The following is a 19237-nucleotide window of genomic DNA, read 5'->3' on the forward strand; positions in this document are numbered from 1 at the left end:
TTAATGAGCTTCCAGCTATTTAAATAATGCTAAAACAGCTAATAATGAGAAAAGGGCTCAACTCACTGTCGAGCCCTGCAATTTTTATATGATTCCTAAATTTTTACGTTCTGAACTCCAAAGTAAAAGTTAAAAACGATGCTGATACTGAACACCGATCAAGAGAGCATCGGCAGTCACATCAGCAGTTATATTGGAACTCGTTCCTGGGATCGTCGTCAGGCTTTCGTCAATATCTTGTGATTCTCCGATGATAAATCCGACACCAATGTCCACAGAACTGGCAGCCGTGAAGTTATATGTCCCTCCGACCGTGAGCCAATGACGGTTAACATCAGGAATTGATAACGATGTAAGTTCATCAGTTGGGGAAATGTCGTACATATAACCCGCTCTCAGAATGATCTCTTTTGACATGGTGTAAGTGCCACCAACCGAAACGTGTCCCGCATCTTTCCATTGGTATTCTTTAATAGAATCGTCATAAGAATCAGACGTTAACGAATCAAATTCAGACCAATTCACCCACTGCAAGCTGTAGTGGAAAGCCCATTGTTCGTTGAGTTGGTGCCACCCAGAAAACTCGAGTGTGTCTGGTAAGGGAACATTCATCTTGTCGGCAGGGACACCACCTTTAGTAATGTCACCTTCCACTTCGATATCTGGGCTGTAACGGTAAGTAATACCAAACTTGTTATGTTCATTGACTTGGTAGGTCGCACCAACATTTGCCCCCAAACCGAAACCGTCTGCATCTACGTTTAACAAGTTTTGGCGGTATATTTCACCTTCACCGTAGATAACATCTAGCCCTGCACCCAAATTGATTTTTTCAGACAACTCGTAAGCCACAGCGAAACCCACATTGATACTGGAAAGCGCCGTTTTTCCTCCAAACTCATCCGCTTTGAACGAGTTATCAAATTCTACGTCGGTACCAAAATTAGAGTGCACCGTCGCCCCCAGAGTGATCTTAGAACCTTCGATTGGATGTACATAATGAATGTTCGGAACTAATGTCCCTGCGTCTAATGACTGGTCATCTAACATTTCAGTATCACCAATCATTGGTGTGTAGCTAACGCTAGACACATCAATACCACTATCGATATAGATAGCGCCGACAGAGAGTGTTGGTTGCTCGATGTAAGCCATCGCAGCGCTGTTTTTAGCAACAATTGCCGCGCTATCTGCCATCACTGCATCACCGGCGAATGCACGACCTAACCCGGTTGCAGACTGCGCGTTAAGTTGAAAGCCAGCCGCATTAGTCAGGCAAGGGACAAGAGCAGCGGCAATGCCCAGTAAGAATTTATTCTTCATCTTGAGGCACCTCGGTTTCGATGTGATCTTCGTTATTAATGACGACTACTGCACCGTCACTCATTACCATAGAAGCAACGGCAATTTGTTGCGTGTCCACAGCTTCACGAACGTCTGACATGTTTTCACCTGGTGTGCCCGGTAAGCCATTTTCATCAACGGGACCTTCATAGGGGAACAGATACGTACCATGCCCGCCGGTTGTGGTTCGTACTGCTCCACGCTTTTCATTAATATTTTCTGATGTGCCTGTTATTGGGTCTAAGCCAAGCGCAGTAATCAGTGGTTCAGTACCAGTACGAATGTTACCTGGCGCGGTATTGGGAATTACGCTATCTGGGACATAATCAACACCAACGTCACAAGTCTCCCCGCAATCTCCAACGGCAGCTAACAAAAGAGTTGGTTGTTCAGCAGCGACTTGGCGAGAGATAAAGCTCGCAGGGTCAGCACTATCAATTGTTGCTTGGACCCCTTGTTTAAGGTCTGTCACAACCAAATCGAAGATGTCATCCTCTAGCTGACTAACAAGCAGCGCGTTATCTGTTGAAAGTGCGACAAAATCACGAAGCGCTTCAATGCACTGCTGATTCGTTGCTTCTGTTATGCATGTATCTGGTATGACAGTTTCAGCAATGCCACGCTGAACATCAGGAGACTTCTTAACACCTTCAGACATTTCAGGGCCTAAGGTTTGAGAAGACAGAACCAAGTTGGTTAGCCCCTGCCCCGGAACAACAAAGTTCACCGTATTGAATTCAAAATTAGAATTAGTATCCGAGCGAAAATCAGGGCTTGCTTGACTAAACTCACTCACCATTACCGACATGATCCCACCCAACGATTGTCCGATTAGATGAACGTTATTGTTATCAACCCAACGTTCTTGGCTCAACGCATAGCGTAGACCCAGAAAATCAGAAACAGACTGCTGGAGGTTAGAACGAAGCGCTAAAGGGGAATCAATATTGATGAAGAAGGCTTTGTTTGCTCGGGCACTAATTTCCACGTGCTCAGGGCTTGAGTCATAACGTATCCGCTCACCGTGATATGGCATATCGATCGCAACCACGGCATAACCTTTATCCGTATATTCCGCAGCCATTAAAGAAGCAGTGCCGCGCTCTGCTGTAACACCATGAATAAAAATAGCGACAGGTAACTCTATAAAACTATTCCAGTTAAACTCTTTTGGTACGTATATATCTGCCGTCACCTCAAGGTCTTCTGTTTTTTGAGGCATTGGATTCTCCGCAGTTGGAAAACTACCGGAAGTGTTGGTAATCCATTCATACAGTGGTGGGCAATTTTCTTTCGGGTCAAATTCATCGACGATACATTCCGCCTCCCTCTCTTTTGTAAAAGGTAAGTACGACGGAATTTTTAGCACTTTTGTATACAGGTTATATCCCCGCTTTTCCTCTACAATTACAGGCTCTTCTTGGGTGAATGAACTACCATATTGCAGATGGTTTCTTTTCATTGCATCTAGCGACGAATACGAACTCTGTGTTTTAAACTGCGCAGCATAAACGGGAATACCTTTCTCTGGATATAACGCATAATATGATTCAATAGCACTCAATACTTGATCTTGAAGGACTTCTTCTTTTTCGTTATTTAATGGGACGTCTGAATAAATCAACTCATCAAAACTAGCATCTGCTTTTAAAGGCTCATTAAATTCAGTTTTTACCCCGTCAGTAACAACGATCGAATAAGTCGTCCCCTCTTTTAATCCTGATTCGCACTGAATAATTATATTGGAACCATCAGCGGATATTTGAGTGACAACTTCTTCGCCTGTTAGGTCATCAATTAATACAACATTCCCGGCTAAGGTTTCGTTATTGAGTGGATAACGCTTATCTGAATTAACACTTTGTAGAGGAATTAAAATCGGTTCCGCACAAAGTCCCCAGCCGTCTAGGGCTGCGTATGAATTGTTGTAGTCCTGATAATAGGCGTCATTCTTAGATGACATCGTCACAGCGTGTTCACCGACACCGGATATTGTTCCATCGTCGTCATACCCATACCCATCGTTTGGTTTTGGTAATTCATTAATGTTGTAGGGAACTAATATCAATACGGCATCTTGAGCCGAGTCTTCAGACTGACAGCCGAGTAAGGCAAGCGTAATTAGTCCACATATATATGGCTTATTGAATTCTTTCAAAACAGCTCCTTCGTAGCTTTCGCATTTAACTGGTGTGGTCATGCGATTTATCGTTATTTGAGTTGCCGATTGAGTCGAAGGTAAGTTCGACTTTTTATTCGTAGAGAGCAAGGCAACACAGAGTTGGAATGACACGTTGATAAAACTACGTAAGAAATTTGAGCAATTAACCCACACCCACTAAATCAGCGTCACCCGTTAATGATCCAATAGCTACTAACGGCAAGCACCTGAAACCGCATGAAACAACCTCAAAAAGGTATATAAGGAAATCTAATTACGTTAATAATCGACATAAATTCAGACACTTAAACATCAAAGACGATGAAGTTAGCAAGTTTATGTTTGTTGTGAGATTTGTTATATTTAGGTTAGAACGCTTATTACAATGAGAACCCAGATGTCTGCTGAATTTATTATCAATGATGATATACAGGTCAATTTAGAAGAGAGTGAAATCCATCACTTTAAGACGGGCCGTACCTACCCAATAGGCTCTAATGAATCAGAGCTACTTAAGTTTTTTATCTCGAGACCCAATGAGGTGATCACTCGCCAAGTTCTTATTGAACAGGTGTGGGTGTCTAAAGGTATCTACGTTGAAGATGGCAGCCTAATGCAAACCATCTCGATTTGCCGAAAAGCGTTAGAAGATAAAAGGGGGATGATCATCGTCACTGAGCGCGGTAAAGGCTACCGATTTGCAGGACAAGTGACACAAGACAAAGAACGCGCGCTGCGTATAATTCAATCACAACCAATACAAGAAACGAAACAACCTGAAGACAACACAGCGCCAGAAAGATCACCAACCGCGGCTAAGAAAAAAACAATTAGTGTACTAGCACTGATTGTATTATTTGTAGTGACTGCAGGTTTATCCCATTATCTGTTTTCTTATTTAGATAGAAATAGCCTAGGCGAAGATCTCGTGGGTCAACATTTTATCTCTTGTAAAATCGAATCCGACGAGTTCACTTTTAATGAATTATTCAACGTGACGCTTTACGAATATAAGGGAAGAAAAATCATCATCGATAATTCAGGAAAATCTCTGAGCTTCCCAAGTGAATTTAAAGGAGTGACTTGTGAATAAAGAAAAACAGATCTTCGTTGCAATCGCCATAATCGGTATTATGGCCGGATGGATGACAACCTTTATTCCTCAAAGTTATCTTAAAGGTCATTATTTATCCAACACAGCCTCGGTGGTCAACCCACAAGAAAAAGTCATTTATAATCAAGCTGCCGTTAATATCGAGTTTAAGAAGAATAACAGCTATGAATTGTTATATGTCTCTACGAAAGAAGTTGGCTTTGCGTCGTCAGGTACTTACGTGGTAACCCAACACGACATTTCTTTAGACGAGACTCAACATGAACAAATCATACCAAATAGAGAGCTCACATTTTACGAAAAGGTGATGATCAGTGAAGGTGCAGTGCTTTCTTCAGATGCCATGGCTTATATCCCACTAAATAATGATGAATTATTATTGGTCACTCAGCGCGGAATGATTCACTTCTGTAAAAAAGTGATATGCGCCGACCTGCCCACTTACTCGAATGCAGATCCTGAATTGAACATTAACTAATCGTTTAACTATCAACTATTTCGGTCAGTAGCTGTACTTAAGCCAATACGTTAGGACCTATGCATTTCCACATCAATTCAACTCTCGCTGAAGCCTACTTAACTTTCCATTCCCAGTAGGCATCAGTTCATAAATTAATCCGATATCATGTAAAAATACACACTTCTTTTTAGTTCTGCACGTTAGGCTCCAAAAGTCATAGATTTATAAATCCACACCTTTGTATACAACTCCTCACTATAAAGGTGATCCAAGTTATATTCTATTGAGATAGATAATTTGTTTATTAACATCTAAACAACAGTAGTTGTTCATGATTTACAACCACAATTAACATCAAAGAAAATGTTTGTCTTAGATCATATCAACCTCAACTATGCCTCGTGCCACAGTGCAGTTTTCTGTACATTCATTGTCATATTCTGAAACACTTTCTTATATTTTTTTAAACTTTGTGGAGATTTCTATGTTAGAGCTCTTGATCGGATTAGTGATTACTATCGCTGTTGGTTACTTTATTGTGAAAGGCTATAAAGCGGCAGGTGTATTACTGACAGCTGGCCTTGCCCTACTTCTTATTACTGGCCTTATAGGTCACACAGTCTTACCCGCTAAGGTCGCTTCAACAGGTAACATGGTTACCGACTCACTAGAATTCGTTAAGTACATGCTTCAGTACCGTGGAGGCGGCCTAGGCATGCAAATCATGCTTCTTTGTGGCTTTGCTTCTTACATGACGCATATCGGCGCAAACAATGTGGTAGTAAAACAATTCTCTAAACCGCTTGCTGCTATCAAATCTCCATACGTACTTCTTGTTGCGGCTTACATCGTAGCGTGTCTAATGTCTCTAGCAGTAAGTTCTGCAACAGGCCTTGGCGTGCTATTGATGGCGACCCTATTCCCAATGATGACGGCAATGGGTATTTCTCGTCCAGCAGCGGTGGCGGTTTGTGCATCACCTGCAGCAATCATTCTTTCACCAACGTCGGGTGATGTGGTTATCGCAGCAGAAAAATCAGGTATGTCTCTTGATGTGTTTGCTGTTCAAACGGTACTGCCTGTTTCAATATGTGCAATCATTGTGATGGCGGGTGCCGCTTTCTTCTGGAACAAGTACCTAGATAAGAAAGAAAACACGCCAATGGAAAAAGTAGACGTTTCAGAAATTGAAACTAATGCGCCGGCTTTTTATGCTGCTCTTCCATTCTTACCTATTTTTGGAGTATTTCTATTCAACGGTCGTACCATTCCGGGCCTTTCACTTGATATCTACACCATCGTAGTAGGTTCAATTTTCGTGGGCGCTGTTATCGATTACGTTGTGAAGAAGTTTGACGGCGAAAAAACACTAGAAGACCTAGATTCTTGCTACCAAGGTATGGCCGAAGCATTTAAAGGCGTAGTAATGCTGTTGGTTGCGGCGGGTGTATTTGCTCAGGGCCTAATGTCTATCGGTGCAATTGATAACCTAATCGGCCTTGCTGAATCAGCTGGCGCTGGCGGTATCGCATTAATGCTTATCCTGACTGGTCTAACAGTTGCTGCTGCTATCGCGACAGGTTCTGGTAACGCGCCATTCTATGCATTCGTAGAACTGGCTCCGTCACTTGCTGCGAAAATGGGCTTGAACCCTGCGTTCCTAATCATCCCAATGCTTCAAGCGTCTAACTTAGGCCGTACAATTTCTCCTGTTTCGGGTGTAATTGTAGCGACTTCTGGCATGGGTAAAATCAGCCCGTTTGAAGTCGTTAAACGTACTTCAGTACCAGTAATCTGTGGTCTTATCACGGTGATCTTCGGTACGCTTGTTCTAGTACCAATGGCAGCTTAATTGTCAGTAAAACAGACATGATTATTTGGATATAAAATGCCCTAATAAAAAGGCGCTGAACTTAGTAAGTTCAGCGCCTTTTTTAATGTCACAGTTCAATATCATTCGAAGTATCGTGAGAGATTATCGTAATAAGCTCATGTTATTTGATCCTACATTTGAAATAAACAATACGGCTTGAAATAGTTTTACTTCAAAAGAATAAGCCCTACTTCATTTCACCATAACGTTCTAGATACAGAACCGTCGCGGCAGTACGAGAAGGCACTTGCAGCTTTTTAAGAAGGCTCTTCATATGTACCTTAACTGTCGATTCAGAAATAAACAGATGGTCTGCGATCTGCTTGTTACGATAACCTTTCGCAACTTCTTGAAGGATCTGCATTTCACGCTCAGTTAGTTGGTCGAAGATGTCGTTACGGCTCTCAGCATCATTTAAGTAGCGAGATACAACACTGCTGTAGGCTTTATCACCACTATGCGCTTGCTTAAGCAATTCAATGAGCTCATCTGGTTCAGTGTCTTTCAATAAGTAACCATCAGCGCCCGCTTTTACGATAGCTTCGATGTCTGCGGGGCTATCTGATACTGTTAGAATGACAATGTTAGCGCTAGAGCCATCAGTACGAAGTGCTTTCAAGGTATCTAACCCTGACATGCCCTTCATATTAAGATCAAGAAGGATCAAATCAGGTTCTTCTTCATGAGCAAGAGCAACTGCTTCAGTGCCGTTGCTCGCTTCTGCAATCACTTCGAATTCGTCTTCAAAGCTCAGTAATTGGCTTATACCTCTGCGCATCAATGGATGATCATCAACCAGCATTACTTTACAAATCGTCAACTTTAACTTCCTTCAAACTTTTATATTTCAATATGACTGTACAGCCTTCACCTTGAGCTGCTTCAATCGATAAGTCGCCATTCAGTCTTGCCGCACGCTCCTGCATAATGCTCATCCCATAGTGGTTCATTTTGGAACTACTTGAGTCAAAGCCGTCTCCATTATCTTTAATCACGACTAACACTTCACCGCCCTCATCGATACAGCATACATCTATCAAGTCAGCATTGGCGTGTTTTATGGCGTTTATTGTTGCTTCACGAATCAACTGAAGCAAATGAACCTGACTATGAGCATCAAGTTCAATGGATGAAAGATTATTGTTTAGGTTAATCTTCGCATCCGTTCTTTCACTGAGTTGTTCAAGCATGGTACTCAAAGCATCTCCAAAGTTACCCTCTTTTATCGTTAACCTGAACGTAGTGAGCAACTCTCTTAATTGAGTATAAGCACCTGCAATGCCATTACCGATCTCTGACGCTATTTGTTCAGACTGCTCGCGGTGCTTTTGTTCGGGTAGTTTACCAATAACACGCTTCAATAGCGTCACTTGGATCTTTAAATACGATAATGATTGAGCCAAGGAATCGTGTAGCTCACGAGCGATCGTCGCCCGTTCTTCCATAATAATCAGTTGCTCAGCTTTCTTTTGAGCTCGATTATAATAGATAGCTCTCGATAACAGTTGAATAAAGCTCTCAATCAATGCCTTAGTAGAATGCCCATGATGATACGAGCAATAGAGATAACCGAGAATAAGTTCGTTATCATCAAGCTTCATTTCGAACTTTTCATGGTCTTGAGTCGAGTCATACCCCTCGTCCATGACCAATGAGCGACCTGAATTATCAACAATCTCTAGCCTCAATGATTCAATGCCCTCAAGGCTAACTAGGTGCTGCAAAATCGCTCTAAAATTTTCTGGGGCGATACGCGTAACGGTCAACTCTTGTGAAGAATTATAAAGCGCCTGCAACGATTGGTTAGCGTTTTGCAGTTCTATTGTTTTCGCGTCAACAACATCCTCAAGATTTCGATAAAGAGCACCTAAATCCTTGGCCATAGAGTTAAAGGTTTTGGTCAAAATACCCAGTTCGTTGTTACTCGTAATGTTTAACTGAACCTCAAAGTCTCGGTTTTTGATTCTCTGACTTGCTCGAACCAACGCGTGTAAAGGTTTAACAACTTGTTTACGAACAAAATGAACAACAAAAAGAGATATGACCAGAATGCCACCTAGACCGATTCCCCCAGCCCACGCCAATTTTATCAATTTGTATTCTGAGTACTCTTGTAACTTGTAAACAAAGCCATCAATTTCGGCAACAAAATTTTCAACTAAAACTAAATAATGTTTTCTGTCTTCACTATTCAATACCCGCTTAAGCTCATGCCAACGACCAATAATTAAATAATAGTCTTCCGTTATGTCTGTTGGTACATCCCAGCTAACCAATTCAGCCATTGAAGGCGAATACAAAGATTTTTCAAATTCATGAATGTGAGAATCGTAATCAACTGATTCTATTTGAATATCATGCGCTAAACGGTAGCTCTGCATACGCATAGAGCCTGCCACGTTGACTGCTTCTGCATCGTTGAGACTAGACGCCAATGTGAAGATTGCAAAACCTGTAGTAGCAACCGAAAGAAGCAATATAAATAGCAGAGATTTCGCTATTGTACTTGTTACAGATGAAACCGGTTTAATAAGCAAAAGCAATGTCCTAGGTAAAGATTAGTGGCTAGCGGAAACCTATTGTCACACATCAAAAAACAGAGCTCCATTCAATATGTGACCAAACGCTTCGTAATTTATTGATCTAAGACAATATAGGATCCCATTTAGCCCTTAAGGGGTATTTATACAAATATTTCTAAAACTACACTACTTGTGAGGATAAATGACAAGATATTAACAAAACAATGATCTACAATTACAACATCTTAGCAACATTAGCAGGCAATCAGTGGTAGACCTATCGAAACGCCGCCTATTTTCTAGGCGAAAAGTAGATTCAAGCCAGATTCGTTTGCCTTGGATAAAAAGCCTAGAAAGCTTCGCAGATGATTGTACACGTTGTGGTAAATGCATCGAAAGTTGCGAGAGTCACATCATCATTGTTGGCGACGGTGGTTTTCCTACTGTCGACTTTTCTAAAGACGAATGCACGTTTTGTTATCAGTGTGCTGACGTTTGTCCTGAACCCATTTTCAAGCCCAAGGAAGAGACGCCTTGGCTGGCTAAAGCAAATATCTCTGATAAATGCTTAGCCCAACAAAATGTTGAATGCCGAAGCTGTGGTGACATGTGTGAACCTATGGCCATTCAATTTCAACTTAGAGCAGGCAGTGTTGCTCTACCAAAAATCGAGTTAAATGAGTGTAACGGTTGTGGAGCTTGCGTAGCAGTTTGCCCTACTTCAGCTATCCTTGTGAGTAATGCATAAAACAAAAATAACGAGAGCAATTTATGGCACTAAATGAAGTGCATATATCAAGTTTAGTCGTGCATGTGAGCCCGGAGCACCTAAACGAGATCAAAGCTGAAATCGAACAATTCGACAACGCCGAGATTTTCGGAGACAGCCCTGAAGGCAAGATCATCGTGGTCCTAGAAACCGAAAACCAAGGTTTTGTAACGGATACCATCGAAGCAATAAATAACATTAAGAACGTTTTAGGGACAGCTTTGGTTTACCACCAAATCGAAACTGAACTCGACGAAACGGATTTAGAAACTGGAAGCAATAATTCTCAACTTGAGGGTGAAGTATGAAAATGACAAGACGCGCGTTTGTGAAAGCAAACGCAGCTGCATCAGCGGCAGCCGTTGCAGGTGTAACACTACCAGCAACAGCAACCAATCTGATTGCTAGCTCTGATCAAACAAAAATCACGTGGGATAAAGCGCCTTGTCGTTTTTGTGGTACAGGCTGTTCAGTACTAGTAGGTACTCAAAACGGCAAAGTAGTCGCAACTCAAGGCGACCCAGAAGCACCTGTAAACAAAGGCCTTAACTGTATTAAAGGCTACTTCCTTTCAAAAATCATGTACGGTAAAGATCGTCTTGAAACTCCTCTTCTACGTATGAAAGACGGTGAATTCCATAAGGATGGTGATTTCACACCAGTATCTTGGGACAAAGCGTTCGACGTAATGGCTGAGAAATGGAAAGCTTCTCTGAAAAAGAACGGCCCTACGGGTGTTGGTATGTTCGGTTCAGGTCAATGGACAGTAATGGAAGGCTACGCAGCCGTTAAGATGATGAAAGCGGGTTTCCGTTCAAACAACATCGATCCAAACGCTCGTCACTGTATGGCTTCAGCGGTTGGTGCATTCATGCGTACTTTCGGTATTGATGAGCCAATGGGTTGTTATGATGACTTTGAGCACGCAGACGCATTTGTACTGTGGGGTTCAAACATGGCAGAAATGCACCCAGTACTATGGACTCGTATTACAGACCGCCGTCTAAGCCACCCACACGTTAAAGTAAACGTACTGTCTACTTACTACCACCGTTCTTTCGAGCTTGCAGACACAGGTTACATCTTCGAACCTCAATCAGATCTTGCGATTGCTAACTTTATCGCAAACTACATCATTCAAAACGATGCAGTAAATTGGGATTTCGTAAATAAGCACACGAACTTCAAGCAAGCAACAACAGACATCGGTTACGGCCTTCGTGATGACGATCCTCTACAGAAAGCAGCAGCAAACCCTAACTCAGGTGCCATGACTGCAATCACTTTCGAAGAGTACAAAGCTTCTGTTGCTGAATACACAGTTGAAAAAGCCTCTGAAATGTCAGGCGTCTCTCAAGAAGATCTGATCAAGCTGGCTAAGCAATATGCCGATCCAAACATCAAAGTAATGTCACTTTGGACTATGGGTATGAACCAACATACTCGCGGCGTTTGGATGAACAGCCTTGTGTACAACATCCACCTTCTTACAGGTAAGATTTCTACTCCAGGTAACAGCCCATTCTCACTTACTGGCCAACCATCTGCGTGTGGTACAGCTCGTGAAGTTGGTACGTTCTCTCACCGTCTGCCCGCAGATATGGTGGTTGCTAACCCTAAACACCGTAAGATTGCAGAAGACATCTGGAAACTTCCAGAAGGTACTATCCCACCGAAACCAGGTGCTCACGCTGTTGTTCAAGACCGTATGCTTAAAGACGGTAAGATCAACGCGTACTGGGTAATGTGTAACAACAACATGCAAGCGGGTCCAAACATCAACACTGAGCGTCTGCCAGGTTACCGCAACCCAGACAACTTCATTGTATGTTCTGACCCATACCCGACAGCAACAGCTCAAGCGGCTGACCTTATTCTTCCTACAGCGATGTGGATCGAGAAAGAAGGTGCTTACGGTAACGCAGAGCGTCGTACACAAGCATGGTACCAACAAGTTAAAACCGTAGGTGAAGCTAAGTCTGATCTATGGCAAATCATGGAATTCTCAAAACGCTTCACTGTCGAAGAAGTTTGGGGCGAAGAGCTTCTAGCTAAAGCACCTGAGCACCGTGGTAAAACGATGTATGACGTGCTTTACAAAAACGGCAACGTTGATGCGTTCCCATTGTCTGAAGCTCAAGAGCTTAACGACGACGCACAAGCTCAAGGTTTCTATGTTCAAAAAGGTCTATTCGAAGAATATGCTGCCTTTGGTCGAGGTCACGGTCACGATTTAGCACCATACGATCGCTACCATCAAGTTCGAGGTCTACGTTGGCCTGTTGTTGACGGTAAAGAAACACTATGGCGCTTTAAAGAAGGTTCAGATCCATACGCGAAGAAAGGTTCTGATTGGGACTTCTACGGTAAGCCAGATGGTAAAGCACTGATCATCAACGCACCATACGAAGCACCACCTGAAGTACCAAACGATGAATACGACATGTGGCTATGTACAGGTCGTGTTCTAGAGCACTGGCATACAGGTACTATGACTCGTCGTGTACCAGAACTTTACAAAGCAGTACCGGATGCGCTTTGTTACATCCACCCTGCTGATGCAAAAGCTCGTGGCCTGCGCCGTGGTGATGAAGTTCTTATCGAAAACAAACGTGGCGAAGTACGCGTTCGTGTTGAAACTCGTGGTCGTAACCGTCCACCACAAGGCTTGGTTTTCGTACCATTCTTTGATGCAAGAATTCTGATCAACAAGTTGATCTTGGATGCAACGGATCCTCTGTCTAAACAGACGGATTACAAGAAGTGTCCAGTTAAGATCACTAAGGTTTCTTAAGCGCCAATTGCTTTCGGAACCTAGATACAAGATCTAACGTATTTAATATTGCGACTACTTTTTTCATCACTTTTTGAAGGAAGTAGTCCACTCAAAGAATTAGCCTTTAGGCGGAGAAATTAACCATGAAAAAACTGATTACTGCCCTACTATCAGCTGGTCTTTTGCTAGCTGGTGCAGCTCAAGCTGAGCTTGATAATCCAGGCGGCATTGGTGGCGTAGAGTCTCTACGTGGCGCAAGTGAACTTGAAGCAACTCGCGCAGCGGATGACTTCAAAAAGTTCCCTCGTGACCAAGTGTTAGAGAGCGACTACGTATACCAACCACCTCTAGTACCTCATACTATTCGTAGCTATGAAGTTTCTCTGAACGCGAACAAGTGTCTTTCTTGCCACAGTTGGAAAAACGCAAAAGAAATGGGTGCGACTAAAGTAAGTGTAACTCACTACATGAACCGTGAAGATGCGGTACTTGCAGACGTATCACCTCGTCGTTACTTCTGTCTACAGTGTCACGTACCTCAAGCTAATGCTAAACCATTGGTAGAGAACGAGTTCAAACCTGTAGATTCACTGCGTTAATCGTAGCCGGACGGTAAGAGAGGCTATACATGATAAAATTACTTAAAGCGTTTTGGAAAAGACTGGCGACGCCAAGTAAAGCAGCGGTAGGCGTTGTTTTATTCTTGGGTTTCTCGGGTGGTCTTTTATTCTGGGGTGCATTCAACACCGGTATGGAGGCAACGAACACGGAAGAGTTCTGTTCTGGTTGTCACGCACCAATTGTTGCTGAGATCCAAGAAACGATCCACTACTCCAACCGCTCGGGTGTTCGTGCTATCTGTTCAGATTGTCACGTACCTCACGAGTGGACAGATAAAATTGTTCGTAAAGTTCAAGCATCTAAAGAATTGTATGCACACTTTATTGCGAAAACCATCAACACTGAAGAGAAGTTCAAAGAGCGTCGTGCTCATCTAGCTGAACGCGAGTGGGCTCGATTGAAAAAGAACGATTCACTTGAGTGTCGTAATTGTCACCAGTTTGATTACATGGATTTCTCAGAACAGAGCCCTCGTAGTGCCAAACAACACTCGACTGCGCTAGCTTCTGGCGAAAAAACATGTGTAGACTGTCACAAAGGTATCGCACATAAACTACCAGACATGCACGGCGTTGAAGGCTGGCAATAAGGAGCGATTGAATGAGTACTTTAGAGAGCGTAATTTGGCATATCCTAGGTTACAGTGCTATGCCAGTTATCATTCTTGGTGGCTTTGCAGGTGTTGCAGCCGTATCTCTTTGGATTTTATCTATGGGTAAAGACAAAGAAATCGATTAGAAATCGAGATTACATCAACTTCTTCCAGTTATTTCTGATATGAGTTGATACGAAAAGCCACTGATTATTTCAGTGGCTTTTTTATTATCTGACGTTGAATGTCTTTATTATTGAATGTGACTTAACACCCTAAGCTTCTTTTTCTGGCGCTTCTTTCTCTGCGGTCTCTTTATCAACCTTCTCTTTATCGACAATCGGCAGAACCTGTTTTACATAGTTGCCTGGTGCTTTGCCTATCACCGGGTGAAGTTCTGAGCCTTGCTTGAAAGGTTCGATTTTTTCGTCAGTTTCAAAGCCCTGTAGCCACAGATCCCAGTGTGTCCACCACGAACCTTCGTTGTGATTTGCATTGTTCAGCCATTCATCCGCAGAATCATCAAGATTGTCGTTCAGCCAGTAGCCGTATTTCTTTTTGTCTGGATGGTTAACAATGCCAGCGATATGACCAGACTCACCCAGAACAAAGGTTTTGTTGCCACCAGTGTTCAATGCTCCGCGATAAGTGCCCTGCCACAAAGCAATATGGTCTTCTTTGGCCGAGATGAAGTAGCTTGGTATTTTGATCTTATTCAGATCAATCCAAACTCCACCCACTTTGACGCCTTTATCCTGAACCAGTTTGTTTTCAAGGTAGAGATCTCGCAGCAAGAAGTTATGACATTTCGCAGCCACGTTAGTGCTATCACTGTTCCAATACAACAAGTCAAATTCCATCGGGCTGCTACCTTTGAGGTAATTATCGATGTAGTAATTCCAGTACAAGCTGTTTTCTCGAAGCAGACTGAATGTCACGCTCAACGAGCGGCCATCCATGTACCCTTTTGCATCATTCTGCTTCTCAACCGCGTTGATTATCGTTTCATTGATGTACGCCCCAACCTCACCCGGTTGAGAGAAATCTAATAAAGTCGTAAAGAAAGTTGCCGTTTTGATGCGCTTCTTCATTCGCTTGGCAGCGTAGTAAGCAACAGTCGAAGCCAGCACCGTACCACCAATGCAGTAGCCAGCTGCGTTAATATGCTCTTTGCCCGTGATGTCTTCAATCGCAGTAACGGCTTTAACAACACCTTCTGTTACATAATCGCCAAATTTCTGGTCTTTTTGTGCTTCACCCGGGGTGCGCCAAGACATCATGAATACGCTATGCCCTTGCTCAAGCAACCAACGTACCATCGAATTCTTTTCACGAAGGTCGAGAATATAGTACTTATTAATAAAAGGAGGAACGATCAATAAAGGTGTCGCATTCACCTGTGGTGTCTTCGGATAATACTGAATTAGCTCAAAAAGTTCGTTTTGGAAGACGACATCGCCCTCTGTATTCGCAACATCAACCCCCACTCGGAAGGCATTATTGTTGGTCATACGAATCTTAAGTATATCAGCACTCGCTTCGACATCGGCTTGCAACTGTTCTAATCCATCGAGAAGATTCTGACCATTTCGCTCAAGCGTCAGTTTCATTAACTCTGGGTTAGTCGCGATAAAGTTGCTTGGCGACAATGCATTGATTGCCTGACGCGAAAAGAAAGCCACACGCTCTTTGGTTTTCTCATCAATGCCTTCAATAGAATTGATGGTGTCAATATAGCTCTTGCTGAATAGTAAATACGACTGTTTGATAAAGCTGTAAAACGGATCGTTTTTCCATGCCTCATCGATAAAACGTTTGTCACCACGGTCTTCGGTGATGACACTTTCGGTGTTGCCCATCAACGCAGTATTTTGCCATATTTTTAACTGCTGCTCCCACCATTGAGCTTGAAGCTGAAGTAGAGCGGCGGGTTGGTTAGCGGCTTGCTCAAAAATTTTCGATGCATCTTCAAAATTCAGTTCTTGCATCGCTTTATTCAGAGGAGATTGCGCGGCTTCCTTGTTTTGTTCAAAATTTTCCCACCATTGCTGGTTCGTTTGTTGAAGCTTAACAAGGTAGTCCGAAAAGAAGTGTTGAAACATAACATGACTCCAATAATCGGAAAATCGCCACCGTGCTGTACAGACCAATCTGTAGTAGCTCGATGGCGACTGGTTTTATGCTGGCGTAACTGTTTTCAAGTTATCTGTTGTTAGTGTTTCAACATCTTCTTTGAACTCTTTTGCTGCAGCTTGCAGTTTTGAGCTATCGCTCATCATTTGTTGAGACAATTGAGTAAGTGCCGTTAGTTGCTGGCCGTTAAAAGCGGTGAGGCTATTTACATCTTTGATTTCACTAACTGCTTTCATTTGTGCAAGACCCATATCGGTATAAGTCTGCAACGCATTCATTTGAAGTTCAGTCATTGTTTGAACGTTCTTTGCCACCAACTTATTGAATTTCAAGTACGGTTCGAACTGCTTTTCAGTTTGGTCTGTAATTGTTTTAAAAATATCCGTGTACATAAGTAACTCCTGATGAATACATAGTTTAATGAATTTTTGCGTATCTCATTTCAATAAAGGCTCATCGTTGGCTATGCTAACGATGTTTGAAAAATAACCTCGTTAAATTGCTAAGCTTGCCATTGATATATCAGGTTCTAACCTTCAATACCTTTAAGCAAAACAGCGGTTCCCATTCCTCCACCTACACAGAGTGAAGCAATGCCATAAGTTGTCTTTCGAGCAAGCATCTCATGGATAAGTGAAACAATAATTCGATTCCCAGATGCCCCTAGAGGGTGACCAAGCGCGATTGCGCCACCATTGACATTCACCTTAGATTTGAAGGCTTCTAGCGGTAAATCGTGTTGCTCTGAAAGCTGATACATCACACCAAGAGCTTGTGCAGCAAAAGCTTCATTTAATTCAAAAAGGTCGACTTCTTCGAGCGTCAAATCCGCTTTGTCTAGCGCTTTTGAAACAGCTTCAACCGGACCTAATCCCATGATTTTTGGGTCTAATCCAGATTGTGCGTAGCTGCCTAGTTCTACTAGTGGTGTCAGGCCATATTTCGCGACTGCAGATTCAGACGCTAAGATAATCGCACTCGCACCATCATTAATGCCTGATGCATTACCTGCGGTTACCGTTCCTTCACGGTCAAAAGCTGGGCGCAGCTTTTGCAAACCTTCAAATGTTGCATCTGACTTGGGGTACTCGTCAGTATCAAAGGTGACGGTTTGTCTGCGTTGTTTGACTCCTACAGGCACGATTTGCTGATCAAATTTTCCCGCTTCTATTGCTGATACTGCTTTCTGTTGGCTTTCTAATGCGTAGTTATCTTGAGCAAGGCGTGAAATGTTCAAAGTATTGGCGATGTTTTCAGCCGTCATGCCCATATGGTAGTGATTAAACGCGTCGGTTAGGCCATCGCCAACCAACAGATCTTTCACCGAGATATCACCCATTTTATGCCCGTTACGAATGCTAGCTGGCACAACAAAAGGAATTTGAGACATCACTTCAACACCTGCAGCAACAACAATCTCTGCGTCTTGCGCCCTAATGTGCGCCGCCGCATCCATTACAGATTTCATACCACTGCCGCAGATCATGTTGACGCCATATGCTGGTGTTTCTTCGGGAAGCCCTGCATAGATGGAAGCCTGGCGCGCAACCCCCATACCTTGACCTGCCGAAATCACGTTACCAACTATCACTTCATCAATCGCATTTAACGGAAGGTCCGTCGCCTCAAGTGCACCTTTAATCACCACCCCGGCCAACTCACCCGCAGATACGTTTTTTAGCGCCCCTGTGAACGAGCCTATGGGTGTACGCTTTGCTGCAACAATGAATACTTTTTCCATCATTTCATCTCCTCAGTTCATCCATTAGTGCATGTACAAGCCGCCGTTGACAGACAGTGTTTCACCTGTAATGTACGCACCAGATTCACTGGCTAAAAAACCGACTGCATCTGCGATTTCAGTAGGCATCGCTAGGCGTCTCATTGGGATTTGGTTTTTAATTGAATCAAGCACTTCTGGCTTCATTTGTTCAACCATCGGGGTTGCTGTATAACCTGGGGCAATCACGTTTACTGTTACTCCACTACGAGCACCTTCCGCAGCCAAAGCTTTAGAGAAACCAATCATTCCAGCTTTCGCTGCAGAGTAATTGGTTTGTCCAAATTGCCCTTTCAGGCCATTCACTGATGAAATATTAATCACTCGACAATTGCCCTTTTCGCACATAGGTGCAAACAGAGGTTGAGTCACATTAAAAAGGCTGTTGAGATTAGTCTCAATCACGTCTTTCCAAGCATCGGCATCCATCTTATTAAAGACACTGTCACGTGTAATACCCGCATTGTTGACCAATACATCGACTGTGCCTTCTTCTTCTAACAACTTGCTTAAGCTCAACGCACATTCAGCAGTGTTGGTCACATCTAATTCAAACAATCTCACTTGTTCTTCAGTAAATTGCTTTTCATTAAACCAATCCAATGCACATTGATGATTTCCTGTAAAATATGTCGCGATCACACGATATCCGTCTACAACTAATTTAGAGGAAATTTCTGAGCCGATGCCGCCCTTTGACCCTGTAATTAAAGCAAGCTTTTTCATTAATAGTTCCATCCCTTAAAAGCAATTAAATAACAATGAAGTTAATAAGATAATTTTCTATTCGATAATTAAAATTTCTTTCTCTTTAATTAAACACTACAGGTCAAAGTCAAAACGTATTATTACAAAATTTAATTATTTTAATCTTATCGCTAAAAATATGACCTGCCTCACAAGTATTATAAAACAACTCGCTTACATGAAATTATCCAACCCATTAATTTAAAAGAGATTTTTCATAATCAGAAATATAAAAAAGCAGTAACTTATTGTTTATTAAAAACAAAAAACAATTATCAAACAATTCAAGAAAAAAGGAAGAACGAGAAAACCAAGCAGTATTTGAGTGATAATCATGGGAAATAA

The 19237-nt window shown here is 42.6% G+C and carries 17 protein-coding genes; 9 read left to right on the plus strand and 8 right to left on the minus strand.

Annotation, left to right across the window (positions count from 1 at the left end):
• Positions 1–129: 129 nt before the first annotated feature.
• Positions 130–1323, minus strand: coding sequence for an outer membrane protein transport protein (locus IQO02_RS15425; protein WP_016794624.1), 1194 nt, complete (start codon positions 1321–1323; stop codon positions 130–132).
• A complete protein-coding gene (locus tag IQO02_RS15430; protein WP_016796303.1) occupies positions 1313–3544 on the minus strand; it encodes a lipase in 2232 nt (743 codons plus the stop codon). Before IQO02_RS15430 ends, IQO02_RS15425 begins: the two co-directional genes overlap by 11 nt.
• A 358-nt stretch (positions 3545–3902) precedes the next feature.
• Between IQO02_RS15430 and IQO02_RS15435 the strand changes: the two genes are divergently transcribed.
• The 3 genes from IQO02_RS15435 to dcuC all read left to right on the plus strand — a co-directional run bounded on the left by IQO02_RS15435 (position 3903) and on the right by dcuC (position 6931).
• On the plus strand, positions 3903–4598 hold the full coding sequence (locus tag IQO02_RS15435) for a winged helix-turn-helix domain-containing protein (protein WP_016796302.1): 696 nt from the start codon (positions 3903–3905) through the stop codon (positions 4596–4598).
• Positions 4591–5097, plus strand: a complete 507-nt coding sequence (locus IQO02_RS15440; protein WP_016794621.1) for a hypothetical protein — start codon at positions 4591–4593, stop codon at positions 5095–5097. Before IQO02_RS15435 ends, IQO02_RS15440 begins: the two co-directional genes overlap by 8 nt.
• A gap of 466 nt (positions 5098–5563) precedes the next feature.
• Complete coding sequence (gene dcuC / locus IQO02_RS15445; RefSeq protein ID WP_016788598.1) at positions 5564–6931, plus strand: anaerobic C4-dicarboxylate transporter DcuC; 1368 nt, start codon at positions 5564–5566, stop codon at positions 6929–6931.
• A gap of 208 nt (positions 6932–7139) precedes the next feature.
• Here dcuC and IQO02_RS15450 read toward each other — a convergent pair whose 3' ends face one another.
• Positions 7140–7772: a response regulator gene (locus IQO02_RS15450; protein WP_010430067.1), complete on the minus strand. Its 633-nt coding sequence runs from the start codon at positions 7770–7772 to the stop codon at positions 7140–7142.
• Positions 7759–9489, minus strand: a complete 1731-nt coding sequence (gene narQ / locus IQO02_RS15455; protein ID WP_016785307.1) for a nitrate/nitrite two-component system sensor histidine kinase NarQ — start codon at positions 9487–9489, stop codon at positions 7759–7761. Before narQ ends, IQO02_RS15450 begins: the two co-directional genes overlap by 14 nt.
• A 253-nt stretch (positions 9490–9742) precedes the next feature.
• Here narQ and napF point away from each other — a divergent pair, with 253 nt between their 5' ends.
• The 6 genes from napF (at position 9743) to IQO02_RS15485 (ending at position 14378) form a co-directional block, all read left to right on the plus strand.
• Complete coding sequence (napF, locus tag IQO02_RS15460; protein WP_010430072.1) at positions 9743–10222, plus strand: ferredoxin-type protein NapF; 480 nt, start codon at positions 9743–9745, stop codon at positions 10220–10222.
• Between the two features lie 23 nt (positions 10223–10245).
• The gene (locus tag IQO02_RS15465) at positions 10246–10551 is read left to right on the plus strand and encodes a chaperone NapD (protein WP_010430075.1); all 306 of its coding nucleotides are present in this window, start codon (positions 10246–10248) and stop codon (positions 10549–10551) included.
• A complete protein-coding gene (gene napA / locus IQO02_RS15470; RefSeq protein WP_016785308.1) occupies positions 10548–13037 on the plus strand; it encodes a periplasmic nitrate reductase subunit alpha in 2490 nt (829 codons plus the stop codon). The genes IQO02_RS15465 and napA overlap by 4 nt, the downstream gene beginning before the upstream one ends.
• Before the next feature lie 125 nt (positions 13038–13162).
• On the plus strand, positions 13163–13618 hold the full coding sequence (locus IQO02_RS15475; protein WP_010430099.1) for a nitrate reductase cytochrome c-type subunit: 456 nt from the start codon (positions 13163–13165) through the stop codon (positions 13616–13618).
• A gap of 29 nt (positions 13619–13647) precedes the next feature.
• Positions 13648–14229: a NapC/NirT family cytochrome c gene (locus IQO02_RS15480; RefSeq protein WP_010430100.1), complete on the plus strand. Its 582-nt coding sequence runs from the start codon at positions 13648–13650 to the stop codon at positions 14227–14229.
• Between the two features lie 11 nt (positions 14230–14240).
• Positions 14241–14378, plus strand: coding sequence for a TIGR02808 family protein (locus tag IQO02_RS15485; protein WP_010430103.1), 138 nt, complete (start codon positions 14241–14243; stop codon positions 14376–14378).
• Between the two features lie 129 nt (positions 14379–14507).
• Here IQO02_RS15485 and phaC read toward each other — a convergent pair whose 3' ends face one another.
• The 4 genes from phaC to IQO02_RS15505 form a co-directional block, all read right to left on the minus strand.
• Positions 14508–16334 (minus strand): class I poly(R)-hydroxyalkanoic acid synthase, encoded by a 1827-nt coding sequence (gene phaC, locus IQO02_RS15490; RefSeq protein WP_016768112.1) that lies wholly within the window; start codon positions 16332–16334, stop codon positions 14508–14510.
• A 75-nt stretch (positions 16335–16409) separates the two neighbouring features.
• Positions 16410–16757 (minus strand): phasin family protein, encoded by a 348-nt coding sequence (locus tag IQO02_RS15495; protein WP_010430107.1) that lies wholly within the window; start codon positions 16755–16757, stop codon positions 16410–16412.
• Positions 16758–16894: 137 nt separating this feature from the next.
• Positions 16895–18106, minus strand: a complete 1212-nt coding sequence (locus tag IQO02_RS15500; RefSeq protein ID WP_016785680.1) for an acetyl-CoA C-acetyltransferase — start codon at positions 18104–18106, stop codon at positions 16895–16897.
• A gap of 24 nt (positions 18107–18130) precedes the next feature.
• Complete coding sequence (locus IQO02_RS15505; RefSeq protein WP_016768114.1) at positions 18131–18871, minus strand: SDR family oxidoreductase; 741 nt, start codon at positions 18869–18871, stop codon at positions 18131–18133.
• Between the last annotated feature and the right edge of the window lie 366 nt (positions 18872–19237).

The sequence above is a fragment of the Vibrio sp. OPT24 genome, assembly GCF_015163545.1.
Lineage (GTDB): Bacteria > Pseudomonadota > Gammaproteobacteria > Enterobacterales > Vibrionaceae > Vibrio > Vibrio cyclitrophicus.